The sequence below is a fragment of the Mucilaginibacter mallensis genome (genome assembly GCF_900105165.1).
GTDB classification, from domain to species: domain Bacteria; phylum Bacteroidota; class Bacteroidia; order Sphingobacteriales; family Sphingobacteriaceae; genus Mucilaginibacter; species Mucilaginibacter mallensis.
This window is the reverse complement of the sequence record NZ_LT629740.1, coordinates 4,666,448-4,679,733: the sequence shown is the minus strand read 5'-3', so window position 1 is coordinate 4,679,733 and position 13,286 is coordinate 4,666,448. Positions and strand designations below refer to the sequence as shown.

At 35.1% G+C, this 13,286-nt stretch carries 10 protein-coding genes; 1 reads left to right on the top strand and 9 read right to left on the bottom strand.

Annotated elements, in window-relative coordinates:
- Positions 1-323 precede the first annotated feature (323 nt).
- Entirely contained in the window at positions 324-947 is a 624-nt protein-coding gene (locus BLU33_RS18995) for a hypothetical protein (RefSeq protein WP_091376747.1), read from the bottom strand.
- Between the two features lie 97 nt (positions 948-1,044).
- On the opposite strand from BLU33_RS18995, the gene BLU33_RS18990 reads away from it, so the two are divergent.
- Positions 1,045-1,752: a hypothetical protein gene (locus BLU33_RS18990; protein WP_091376745.1), complete on the top strand. Its 708-nt coding sequence runs from the start codon at positions 1,045-1,047 to the stop codon at positions 1,750-1,752.
- Positions 1,753-2,234: 482 nt separating this feature from the next.
- On the opposite strand, the gene BLU33_RS18985 is transcribed toward BLU33_RS18990, so the two are convergent.
- The 8 genes from BLU33_RS18985 to BLU33_RS18945 form a co-directional block, all read right to left on the bottom strand.
- A complete protein-coding gene (locus BLU33_RS18985; RefSeq protein WP_091376742.1) occupies positions 2,235-4,886 on the bottom strand; it encodes an outer membrane beta-barrel protein in 2,652 nt (883 codons plus the stop codon).
- 43 nt (positions 4,887-4,929) lie between these two features.
- Entirely contained in the window at positions 4,930-6,405 is a 1,476-nt protein-coding gene (locus BLU33_RS18980; protein ID WP_157682248.1) for a glycosyltransferase family protein, read from the bottom strand.
- A 56-nt stretch (positions 6,406-6,461) separates the two neighbouring features.
- Positions 6,462-7,370, bottom strand: a complete 909-nt coding sequence (lepB, locus tag BLU33_RS18975) for a signal peptidase I (RefSeq protein WP_157682246.1) — start codon at positions 7,368-7,370, stop codon at positions 6,462-6,464.
- A gap of 171 nt (positions 7,371-7,541) precedes the next feature.
- Positions 7,542-8,477 (bottom strand): DUF1573 domain-containing protein, encoded by a 936-nt coding sequence (locus tag BLU33_RS18970; protein WP_091376733.1) that lies wholly within the window; start codon positions 8,475-8,477, stop codon positions 7,542-7,544.
- 1 nt (position 8,478) lies between these two features.
- Positions 8,479-9,753, bottom strand: coding sequence for a 6-bladed beta-propeller (locus BLU33_RS18965; RefSeq protein WP_157682244.1), 1,275 nt, complete (start codon positions 9,751-9,753; stop codon positions 8,479-8,481).
- A 19-nt stretch (positions 9,754-9,772) separates the two neighbouring features.
- Positions 9,773-11,059, bottom strand: coding sequence for a hypothetical protein (locus BLU33_RS18960; RefSeq protein WP_157682243.1), 1,287 nt, complete (start codon positions 11,057-11,059; stop codon positions 9,773-9,775).
- Between the two features lie 247 nt (positions 11,060-11,306).
- Positions 11,307-11,819, bottom strand: coding sequence for a hypothetical protein (locus BLU33_RS18955; protein ID WP_091376725.1), 513 nt, complete (start codon positions 11,817-11,819; stop codon positions 11,307-11,309).
- Between the two features lie 571 nt (positions 11,820-12,390).
- Positions 12,391-13,119, bottom strand: coding sequence for an N-6 DNA methylase (locus BLU33_RS18945; RefSeq protein ID WP_157682241.1), 729 nt, complete (start codon positions 13,117-13,119; stop codon positions 12,391-12,393).
- Positions 13,120-13,286 lie beyond the last annotated feature (167 nt).

The following is a 13,286-nucleotide window of genomic DNA, read 5'->3' as shown; positions in this document are numbered from 1 at the left end:
AAGCCACTTTTTAGTCTATTTCTCTTCTTTTACGTGCAAATTACGTGCAACCTAATCTTGTTTAATAAATATTGTTAATTAGTTCAAAGTTACTTTTAATTGCCAACACACATTGTATAGTGACGATTAGATAAATGATGATTACTCCATGATTGATTTGATTAAGTGAATAAATAATTATAAAGCTCATTAAGGTTTGTTGCGATAAAGCAAGAAAGGAAACGGAATAAATGGATTATGTGGGGCAAGTGGGTTTATGCCGTAGTCTTTCATGCGCTTCAGAAGCAACAGCCCTAACTTTGCTTGCTAATTATTATCACACATTACCACGTAAACCATAACACTTCTTTAGGAGTAAAAGTCTCCTTATAAGTTTGTATTGCTACCATCTCTGAACTTGAAACATAAATTGTTTTTCCTACGATCTTTTGGATAAATTCTTCTTGTTCTGCAAGGGTGAATTGTCGCGATTTCTTAATTGTAAGATTTCCGTGAATAGCCATCCCATTTGTCAATGGGCCAACATGACAATCATGTTTGTAAATTACATTAGAATTTAGCCCTTCGTTATACAAAACCGTAGTTTTCCACGAATTGGCATTTATAATAATAACTGATTTCGGAATTGGTAGCAATTTATAAAACCCCCGTTTTAAAGAAAGCAAACCATTATGAGGTTTATAATCCAAATAAAAGCTAGTAGCAACATCATTTAAAGGCAAGAAGTTTTTAGACAGAAACGAAGATGGCTCTTCCTGTTGAATGCTACCATGGTCAGTTAGGTCGATTAGATCAGTTAAGTCTTCAAACACTTCATTACCATATTCAATTAATGCAGGTATATCATGCATTCTTATATCTTGAAGTATGCGCTCTTTATAAAGATTCTTATCAATATGTCGGATAGAATTTTCACCAGCGTAACTGGTAACTGGAGTAGGTAGCATTTTATAAAATATACTTCAAATATAACGGGATGCAAGAAAAAGACAGTAGAATATCTGAGTATAACCCCTTAAATTTAACTGTCTTAATTTTAATATTATGGCGAGGACAAAACATCGCAAACCCGAAACTCATAAACCTGGGACAAAAGATATATTACATTCACTCGAAGGTGAATATCAATGGCTTGATCTCCTTAAAGATAAAAATAAACCCTACGAGTCATTGATCAATATCGTTCAAAGAGAGGGACAGAAGAGCGAGGATGATACTAGCCCAAATCCATCTATAAAAATGATTGCTGAAGAAATTAATCAATCATCTGCCAAAGTCTCGCAATGGCTTGCTCAAATGTACCATGACTTATTTGACTTGGACTATCAATCACCTGAACTATTTAAATCACCAGGCACTCGTTATGAGTTACATTTTAGAAGCAATTTCTATGAACAGTCTTCATTCTTTACTTTATGGCTCGACAGAACCTTACAAGTGAAAGATCGATTTGAATGGAGTTTTATGAATGCAGAGCTTGGTGCTTCCTACTACTATATTTATGAGATCACACACTCACATGCAAAAGGTAAACTTACCACTAACGTATTTTTAAAGTCAGGTTACTACAACGGATACAGGGAAATGCTACTAAGCAAATCAGACTTCCTGGAACTTATGAGTTTTGACGAGCGTGTGCATTTAAATGATTATGAGGTGGATCAAATATTACGTGAGCGGGTTGAAAAGGGAAGAGATGTAAGCTTTGAAAGGAAAAAGGGCAGAAATTACTTTAAGGGGAACAATTGGTAGTCGGCTAAAAAGACAGTAAAATCTCTGTGTATAACCCCTAAATATTAGGTGTCTTAAAATATAATATTCATTAAATGCTTCAGTTACTTATCGATAGTATATATGTATTAATAGCCATCGGAATTTTTACACCTGCCTGCACTTTAGGGTTATCAAGTATTTTGCCTATTATTTCATTTGGTTATCTGGTATGATTGTACAGTTAAGTATGTTCAATATCTTATTATAATCCCAAAGGCCAGCGTACTTCATTTGGGTGCCATCAGCCACTGTAAACAAATAAGCCTTATCCATTTACCCATGACCATTAATAGAAAACATTCACAACTACAATACACTATCGTTTAGCTAATAAACCCTGATACGGCCTCGTTACGTGCATATTTTCACTGCGAGCATTAGCTGTACTACACAATTGGAACCTTTCTCCCAAAATGGCGCAAGCGACCTGTGCAGGTACATCAATTGGTCAGGCTTCTTGTTTATTCAGTTTTATCGAACCTATAAGTATATGTCAACATGAAATATTGCTTTACAACTTGATTCTGGCTATCAAATATGGTGTTATTAGAAACAAAATGACTGGAACTTACGCTTTGTTTAAAAAGGTCATAACAGGTAAAGCGGATTTCTCCTTTTTCCTTTTTTTGAATTGAGCGAGCAAAGGACAGACTAACTAGATTCGATTGTCGCTGAAATCCTTCGGCTTCGAGCGAATTATAAAAGTGGGTATAATTCAAACTCCAATTGATATGCTTAGGCCAGATTACATCTAGGGGTAGACTGATCATTTGCTGCAAATAATGTTGACTCGGGAAGTTTACAGATTCGTAATGTGTGATAGTAGGGCTTAGAACGTATGTTGGCTCAAACTCAATAACATCTTTCCAACTGACAAAAAATTGTTGTTTGACCGGAAAAGTATAGGTAGTCTGAAAGCCCTGTTGCCCATTTGTTTCAAAAAAATTGTGACTTGTTTTTGCATTCACATTTGTAGTTTCCCGTATTTGCCAATCACCAATTTGTTTAAAGGATTTGGAGAAGTTGCCATTAATATTGGCCGTAAAACTTCCATTTTTGTTGATGTAGGTCGTTAGTTGTGCGCCTTGAGCATTGATGAAATCCTGCAACACAATACTGTTGTTATCCAAGCTAAATTGAGCTGAAAGATTGATAAATGCATTACTGGACACATCGAAACCACTATAATTTATACTGAAATTGTGCGTGTGGGATGGCCTCAGGTTCGGATTGCCCTCCACACTGTTCAGTTGATTATATACCAGAACAATCGGACGTAACTGATCGATCGATGGCTGTTGTATCGCTTCGCTATAATCAAAATTAAACTTCTTGAAAACAATTGAAGCAGAGGGTAATAAATATGCAAAATTCTGAAATAAACGCGTAGAATTATCATTAAAGCTGTTTTCGATCTGTTGAAATTGCGCAACAAGGCCAACCGTAAGCGAAAAGTCTTTTTTGTGATAAACCAATTGTGGACGTCCGCTTTGCGTCCATTGCTCCCGACTCTGCATACTGCTTTGCTCTGTTAAAAAAACATCATATGTTCCTGTTTTAGGATCAATATTGTAGGTTAACAGATTGGCTCCGTTTTGAAGATAGCTCCCTTTCAATAAAAAGTCAGCAGTTAATGTTTTCGAAATAGGATAATGATAGCCAGCGCTCAAAGATGCACTACTATTTCGATTACTGGTATTAGCTAATCTGTTTAGTGTATCTGAAATTAAGCCCGCAGTGTAGGCAATAAGCTGATCGTTATTGATACTCTTCGAATGGCTTGGGTTAATATTTAAGGTATTGGTAATCGTTAAAGACTCCCCCTTTTTTTTATAAGCATGATAATAAATTATGCTATGCTGATATTCGATATTGCTATTGTTACTATTATCCTGATTATTGCTAATACTTAACAAAGGCGTGTAATTATTGAACGTTGCTATTCTACCTATTTCAGAATCACTCCCAGTGCTAAATCGAAGAATAGGAGTATACTTGATATATGATGCGCTATCTAGGTCTATTTGAAGGTTGCCGTTGATTGCATGATCATAATTGCTTGAATGAATATTATTGGTTGCATTATGGGTCACAGTGGTATCGTTTAACAATTGGGCTACATTGCTCGTTTGCAGATTGTTAATCGCTGTATTATCAAAATTATAAACTAAATTTAGTTTTACTTTTTTACCAAAATTATCGTTGATGTTTATTCCGGTACCAGTCACCCGGTTTATGCCCTGGCTGGTTCCGAAATTATCGAGAGAAGTCCCAACGAATTGAGTATTGCCTAAGTTATTACTGTTACTAATAACGGTTACTTGGAGATTATCAAGAGATTGATTATATAAACCATCCAAGTTGTAGCGGTCCTGAGTTCCAACGGCCAATGTTAATTTCCCGAAAGTGGCCTTACTGAATTTTTTCTTGAATTTTAAATTGATGATTTTTTCCACTTTATAGTCAGGCAAAAGGTGGTCGGGATCGTTTTCACGATCATCGTAGATCTGTACTTTAGATATCATATCCGCGTCAAGATTTTGGGTAGCGATCTTTGGGTCATTGGCGAAGAAATCCCGACCATCAACTTTTACTTTAGAAACGGCTTTGCCATTTACAGTGATCGTACCATCCCGGTCAACCTGTACGCCAGGAAACTTTTTCAACAAATCTTGGACTACGGCATTCGGCCTAACCTTGAAAGCTTCTGCGTCAAATTCAATCGTATCTTTTTTTACAATGATAGGCACTATTTGACCTTTCACAGTTACCTCATCCATTGTTTTCTGATTCAGACTAAGCCTGCCAAGGTCGAGGACAAGAGTTTTAGTGAAATTGAGATTAATATGTAAAGCCACATACCCAACGTGAGTGATCAAAATGCGCAATGGTTCATCATCTCGAACGTTACGAAGAATAAATGCACCTTGTGTATCGGTTATTGTGTAGGATATTAACGAAGAGTCCCGAACTCTTATCAGAGCTATAGTGGCTAATTCAACGGGGTGGTGATCAATAGAATCGACAACTTTCGCACTAACAAAGTGTTTGGTTTGGGCATTGCAAAAACCCGTGAAAATAAGCAGACAGAAAAGGATTAGGCGATTCCTCATTATTGTTAAGGTATATAAATAGCCGTGAATTGCATTATTTAATTCAATTATTTTTGACTGGTAGTTGATATAGTATTAAAGTATCGTCTGTAAGGCCATATCTGAAACAATTCTTAATATTAATGATCCACTGTGGAATGCTTTGCTTTACAACTTTGAAGCCTAACTCTGCCAGTTTTTCCTTTAAATCAGGTACATCAACATCCGCTTTACTCGCAACAAAAAGATTAATATTTAATTTTGATAGTTGTTCCTTTATATCCATCAATTTCTGAATCTGATGAGACTGTACATTTTTGTTTTGATAAAATCCTTGCTTTAAAGGATAGAAGGGCTGATACGGATTGGTATAAAGTATGTATAATAGATTAACATGCCTATTTTTAAATGTTTGATCAATATATTGCGTTAGTTTTTCGCTTCCGTTACCTGAAGAAGCTGTCAAATTAATCACTAAACCAATGCCATTAAAAAACAATATAATGCAGAATATAACAGCGGAACCAATTCTTACGGATTTGTTTTGAAAAGAAACTGAGAATTTCTCATTAATCATGATAAATCCGGATATTACTAAGAGCGGAATAAAATTGATTACTGGAAATAAAAATCGCAACTCTTTGTGGGGAATAAGTATATGCCCGATCAAAAATGGCACTATTATCCAAACAAGCATATTTTGAGGTTTTAAAATTATCAAAGCGACTAAGGATATTAACAAGCAAAATCCGATCGGAATTATGGAATTGGTTACTATTTCAGTAAAATAATAATACCAGGGTGAGACACCGAAGAGAGAAGCGACACCCTGAATAACATTTATTTTAAAATAATTGACAAAGGTTAGTACATAATTTCCATAAAACCATTGATCTATGAATGATCCCAAAATGATAATTACTAGGATTCCGATAATTGAATAGGGAAGGCTCTTTCGTTCAGCTTTGTGGTACATAAATATCCAACTCACCCACCCAAGTGCCATTAGCGCTGTTTGGAAGCGAAACAAAAAACTAAAACCTAAAACACATCCCATAAAAAAGTATTTGAATCGAATTTTTGAATTGAAAACAATGATCGCTTGCATAAACAGCAGCCCAGCCCACGACTCAGAAGAATATCGAACATTGACAAAGGGGATGAACCATATAAAGTAAGTTAGTAGCAGATAGGTGAGTTGATATTTATAAGGAAGCGATTTTTTATTGAACTTAGCAAAAAGAGAGATAGTTAGTAGCGAGAAACCGGCCGTTATCAAGCGAAGTACCATGGCTAAACAATAGGGGTCATTGATTCCTATTGCCCTGCAAACGCGAAAGATGATATAACATAGGGTCGGTTGAATTGCAGGCCTTATTTCAGCGTTATATTCCCAAGCCAGGTCGCCGCGAGTATTATTTCCAGCTTTTAATTCGGCAAATTCTATGATTTGATAATGCTCATCGGGATGAAAATAACCGCTACTGTTTATCGCAGTAAAGATATATAGCAGAACAGCACCGATAAAAAGCAATCTCATTGTAAGAATTTTTTGGTTCGTAATCATAATGAAGTTCTTATTCTCTTTAATTATTATTAAAGAATTGATTTTAAGAAACGATCCCTATCATGTGTATTAAACAAAAGAAATACTGATTTACCTGTTATAAAGCGATCTGGTACAGGACCAAAAATTCGCGAGTCTTCACTTGCCTGACGATTGTCACCCAAAAAAAAGTAGTAATCATTTTTGAATGTATAGGTTGAAACGCGTTTATGATTGATGATAAAGTAATCGTTTAATTTACTGATTTTAGCATCTTCATAGGCGTTTATAACATCTTTATATCGCTGATAAGTGGTGTCATTAACTTCGATCGTCTCACCTTTTTTCGGCAAAAATATTGGCCCCATATCACTTGCCGTCCACTGCCTATTTCCAATTTCGAAATAAAAAGAACGGACAGGCAATCGTTCAACTATTTTCAATCGGCCAAAAGATTTTACTGTTTTAAGATCCTTTAATTGGTTTGCTACTCTTTCATTACAGTTGATACTGTACCTATCAAACCCTAGCGACTCTATTTCATAATCTTGGTCTTCTTTCAATCGTTCCTTGTTTAGAAAAGTTTGCAAATCGGTTGGATTTGCCACAATTTCAAATTTGTATCTTAAATTTTTATCGTCTCTTTGGATTATGCCATTAACAATTAATTTATTTTCAGCTAATCGTAGATTCTGCCCGGGATATCCTACGCATCGTTTAATTAAAAATTTTGACATGTCGAAAGGATCACGGAAGACTGCTACATCATTTAAAGAAATACGCTGCCATTTAGCAACCAAGACAATATCACCGGGAAAAAGCGTTTGTTTCATCGAGTTAGTAGGAACAAAGAATATTTCTAAGAGAAAAATTCTACATATTATACTTAATGCAACAATGATTAAAAAATACTTTAATAGCAAAGCAAATTGGAAAGGGCGTAACACTTTTAATTTCATTTTTTGATTAATATTAATCACTGTCGGTGATAAGCAAGCGAAGTAAAACAACTTTCCTTCACTGTATTTATGGCTAGGTTAAAATCAATTTCTGAATTACGGTTTAAAAATATTTCCTGAATTTGACCATTCGAAAAAATTGGGAATGTAGCCTGCTTATCCATTGAGCATCTATTCCACGATTTCACCGCTGATAACTAATCTTACGGGGCTGTTGGCACTATTCATAAAAACAAATGCATCTTTGTTAAAATAGCCAACCTTTCCTGAATCGTACTGTAGACGGATCGAAGAAGTATCGCCTGGTTGAATGGGCAGATGTTGCCATCCGGCGACAGTGCAGCTACAACTCGGCGTTACTTTATTCAATAGCAATGGATATTTTCCAGTATTTTTTAAAATAAAAACAGCCTCGGCCTTATGCCCTTTTTTAATGGTGCCAATATTTAAATCTGTTTTTTTAAAAAGACAAATTGAATTAATAATATCGTTTCCGATTGTACTATTTGTCTTATTGAAAACAGCTTGAATTTCTGCTAAGTAGTCGCTTGTGCATTTTGGTAATGTGGAAGAAGGCGTAAAAACCATACTACTTGATAAATCTTTACTTAATAAAAAGAAATAGGGTCCTGGTACAGTTTCGAATGAAGAGGAAACACGTTCGCTTGGAAGATTATAAATAGAGATGCCCAACGCATATTTCTTTTTTAATATTTTAAGATCGTTCTGGGAGTTGTAATTTACCAGTAGTAAAATATTTTTCGATCCAATACTCAACGAAAGCCTTTTAATGGAGTCAATCTGAGCATTAACACAACTTAAGCAATCAGAAGGAGAAAATCTTAGTATGACTTTGTTTTTATCATCCATCAAAGTTTTTAGGGGCACTTCTTTACCGGATTCATCCTCAACTTTGGTTTCAGTGCTTAATTTGAATCCATCAGTCATTATTGTTTGCTTCAAAACTTTTGACTCAAGCATATCTATTTGATTCATTAAAGTTGCTTGTTCATCAATAGATCTTTGTTTAATTTCGGAATTCCTGACCAAAAGCAGAATGTTTAGCGCCAATATGACCCCGATTAAAGAGATTAATATAAATTTCATCTTAAAAATTTTTCAGTGTATAGAATAATAAAATTGGATTATCGTTTTCTCTCAGATGCGAAAAGCGACCCAATATTTTTTTATCTTTTTTACCAATGTCATGAATTGTCGAGATCATTTCCGTTGCGGCCCCTTTTACAGAAACGGCGGATACAAACTCGTTTTTATAGTTACATTTAGGTACATTAAAAAATGGCACATCTGGACGATCCAAAGAAATAACTGTCGAGGATTTGGTTTTTCCTGATTTTATACAATAAAATCCGTAGGTGTCTAAACCTTTAATAGAGGCTATGCAAAAAAAGAAATCAGGACTGGCAACAAAATCTCCCATAAAAAAGCTAAATCTGCCACTTCCCTGTAGCTGCTCGAATCTATTATCAGTTTGCGATTCAAAAAAGTCGGGGGGAAGGGATGACTTACCATAATCGATCTTATATTCAGCAGTGGCACTATTTTTCTCTATTCTGTATATAGTATCAGTAAAGCGAGGGTAGTAAAAAAGGGCAGAACCATCTGAATGGATATTGATAGGGTTCCACCAATGAAAATTAAGGCCTGATTCTTCATTAAACTTAAAAGCGCGTGCATAGGGTTTAACCAAAGAGTCAGTAAGTAATAAATTATATAGATAAACACTATTAAAATGAGCGTTAAATTCGGAATGGCTAGCCAATAATATATCTGAACTTTTTGGGAATAATGCCAATTCATAAACGTAAAACCCAACTGGCTTTTCCGAGAGAAAATGACTGTCCTGGTCGTAGGTGATTATCTTATTATCTGAAAGATCCAATAAAATAATATTTCCTGTGCGGTAGTCAACTGCAACGTCTTCAATTCCCGCATATTTACCAGGGCCTTTCCCCAGAAAATTTATTTTGGCATGAAATTTTCCGGTTTTTTCAAAGATAAACACGGATTGTGCTTTTCTTTTATCCAGAATAATTATCCGCCTACCGTCGTAAAACATTTTGTCGATATCACCAATCAAACAATTATCATTAGTTTCCAAAGGAGTGTAGCTGATACTATCTACTAATGTTGATATATTAATACTATCTTTTTGGTAGGTAATTAGATCAACCACATGAGGGTGTTTTTTGTTTACGACCAAGTTTTTAACTTGGCTGGTTTGGTCTTGGTAACCAAAGAATTTTTCTGCATTCTTTAGCTTCTTTGCTTTTAGCTCATCAGAATGGTTACAGCTAAAGATTAAAAAAGACATTAAAAAAAATACTAACGGTTTTAAAACCGGGTTTGATCGAATAGTCATAATGTTATTGTTTAAATCATTAATGAAAACCACCTTTTTTCCAAAAGATAGATAACTGTGCCTCCGTTTCACTTACAATAGCATCCCAATTGCGAGCTCTTGTATTAGCGTATACTCCAAGTGTTAAGAAATAGATCATGATTATCGCTCCCAATCTGTTCGGCTGCTTTTGAAACCAGGAAGCTTTACTCAAAAATGACCCTAACAACATAAAATAGCCGACAATACTGATATATATATATCGGTCTGCCATCATTCCAAATCTTGCCAATGGTATTATATGAAGCATTAAAATTAAATTCAGCACAAAAAAGGTAATGCAAAAGACGACCAATCGTTTTTTTTTGATGATCAAAAAAAAGAGAAAGCAGACTAATATCACAATTAGAACAGGGAAAATATAAAGCCAAATAGGAACATGCTTTTCCGGGGCAACGGGAAAAGGATAATAGGGTGACAAGCTTAAAGGAAGGGTGATTTTTGTGATATAAAGTGTAAGGCTGTAGCAGCTAAAAATTAGCCTTTCCCACAAAGGATAGTATTTGCTTTTAAAGAAATCTGGACCTGCATATATTACTTGACCTTGTAAAGAGATAATTCCGCAAAATAACGCAGTAATTATGAATGGTATTTTTTCAACAATTAGCTTCTTAGCAATTAGTTTTCTTCCTGCTAAATAATCTATCAGTAACAAACAAACGGGAATAATAACGCCTTGTTCTTTAACCCCGAAAGAAATGATAAAAAATAAAAATGCCAGCAAATAAAAAAAAAGACTTTTTTCATTCAACCATTTTACATACATTGATAATGATAATAAAATAAAAAAAGAGCATATTACAGTTTTTGAAGCGGCGACCCACACGATGGTTTCAACTTGCATTGGATGAATTCCAAATGCGATTGCAGTAAAAATCGCAATAAATTTATGTAATTCTCGGCTTTCACCATGGTGGAGCCTAAGTAGTCCTAGAACAAAGCGAAAAACAAGCAGTGTGTTAGCCAAATGGAAAAAAAAGCTTATAAGGTGATACCAGAATGGCGTGAGTCGAAAAAAATGATAAACTGTCGCATATATTAATGTATTTATTGGCGCATATTGCCCCTCTGTATAACTGGTGAAGTACTGTAATATAATTTTGCCATCCAGTGTAAAGACTTGAGGATTATTCAATAGAATCCATTCATCATCAGAAAATCTCCAAAAACCGTTAAATAAGATTGGGTACATGCTTAACGCAGTAACAGATGCCACAAATAAATAGTAAAACCTGTTTTTGTTAGAATAGAATGATAAAAACTGCATCAAATAATTATAAATAGTTTAACCAATGAATGAAATTTTAATCCCGTATTTGGTAAAAGGTTTTATCATTAAAAAAATAATTAATTAATAAATCATCTCATTGAATAAATTACATTTGTTGTAATAGTGAAGGTATAACGTTTTACCAACATTTTTTGAAATGACTACGGTTAGTTATTTCAAAGGATTCCTTTTACCAAATTCAGAAATTAAGATAATTATTAGACGTTGATACTCTCAGTACAAATTATGGTTGCTGTGCGGTAAACCTGTTTAATAGGGCTAATTGTTCGTCAGCACACGCTGTCGGGGTACAAGTACCACTACCTGTCGCACAAGATAATGTATGAGCTGTATAAAGTGTTGCTGAAGCTGTCCATGTTTTTGTTACACCGGCACTGGTTCGGTTTAGGGTAGAGCTATTTACGCCACCACCAAGTCCTGCGTTCGCGCCATAGGTTCCAGTTATATAACTTCCGCTAACTGAACCATTTGCATAGGCATTCAGAGCGCTCAAAAAACTATTTACCTGGGAGTCGCCAGAATTATACGTCCCGGATGTAGTAACGTTGATAGAGTAAATACTCGAGCAGTTTTGTCGGGTCGCCACCTTTCCAGTCCCGTCATCTGCAAAGGCTTGGTTGGAACCGATGTTTAATTTCCCATCATAGGAGGCATTAAAATTTAGTGCGAGAATTGCAACAAATAACATTGTTGCAAAAAAGACAGAAGCGATTTTTGAAATCTTTTTTGTTTTCATTTTTTAAAGTTTAGGATTAAAAGAAAGTCTAATAAATTATCATTCTAAATATAGAAATTTATTAACCAATCATTTAAAAAATAAAACGTTATTTTTAATTTACGTTAAATAATAAAAGTAACCTATTATTTGGTGTAATTTATATAAAATATAAGTTAAAGAAATTGACTGGTTTTTTTGATTGGAATTAAAACAAAAACTCATATATCAGAATGATTTCAATGTTTTAATCCCATCTTGTCTTGATATCAGTTTAGCACTAACTATCTTATCAGGTGATAAGCCTTATTATACTATTAAAGATATTCCGAAGATTCAAGATGTTATTAAAACTATTGGAAACTCATTCCCGATAACCGCTAATGTTACCACTAAAGGCTTCCTTTCTAAAGATGAAAAAGATGTATGGGTCTAACGATATAATTTAGCATATTGTGGTAATTGCGACCGTGACAATTATGGAGTTAAATCAACTGAAGATAAGCCTGATAAAATTATAGCAATACTAACAAACAAAGCTGCTGCAATGAACGAGTTCTTTATTAACAAAGCTAATTGACAACTGTTGCATTCAAAAGAGACTGCCTTGAATACCATTTATTGGATGTGAAGCACTAACCGGTTCAAACGGTGTACTAAAGGCAGGGTTACTGTTTTGCTTTATTGGCCTTAGCCATATATAACTTAATTCCGGCTCGGTAAATTCAATGTAGTAAGGTGAATGATAGTCGTTTACAAGAGCAATATTCAGCTTGTAGCCAACGTAAAACTTATTGCTCAGCGTATTCATGTGTGCAATCTCACCTTGTAAGGAATTAAGCAACATATTTAACAGCGCCATCTTACAACAGGTTATATCTAAATCTGCACCATAAAGTAGGGCATGCCGGTTGAGTTTAGCAGCAGCCAGTAACATCCTACCACTCCCACAAGCTGGATCGCATACGGTCTTGTTATCATCTAAAGTTTCACCTACGCTCATAGCTGAAATCATCTCACATATTGGCGTAGGAGTGAAAAATTGCCCATTGTGGCCACTTGATATAGCTTGCATAAATAGTTCACCCAGCGGGTCTGCAAAGCCCTCTGAGAGCTCCCCAATGAGAGTAATGAGTGGCACTAATTGGTTGACTTTGGAATGTTTTCGATAGGTTTCGAGTGCTATTGATTGTTTCTCAGCTGTGGTGTGTTGTTTAAAAGGTAACAATGTCCAGTCAAGTAGTTCGGTGAATGCAGTGTGTAGAGATTGCCCATAGGCAAAGCGTTCAAAAGCAGTAAGTAGTTGTTTGAAGTCTGTCATAGCAGTAAGTTTTATGTCGAGTGAATTCTCGAACGACTCACTGCTGAACAGCAGCATAAAAGCAAGGTGGAGAGCTAAACAAATGTGGAGGCTCCTGAAAGGATACCCATTTGTGTGCTACTACCTTAGAACGAAGTGGCTGTATGCTGATGACTCAGCCAACTTTG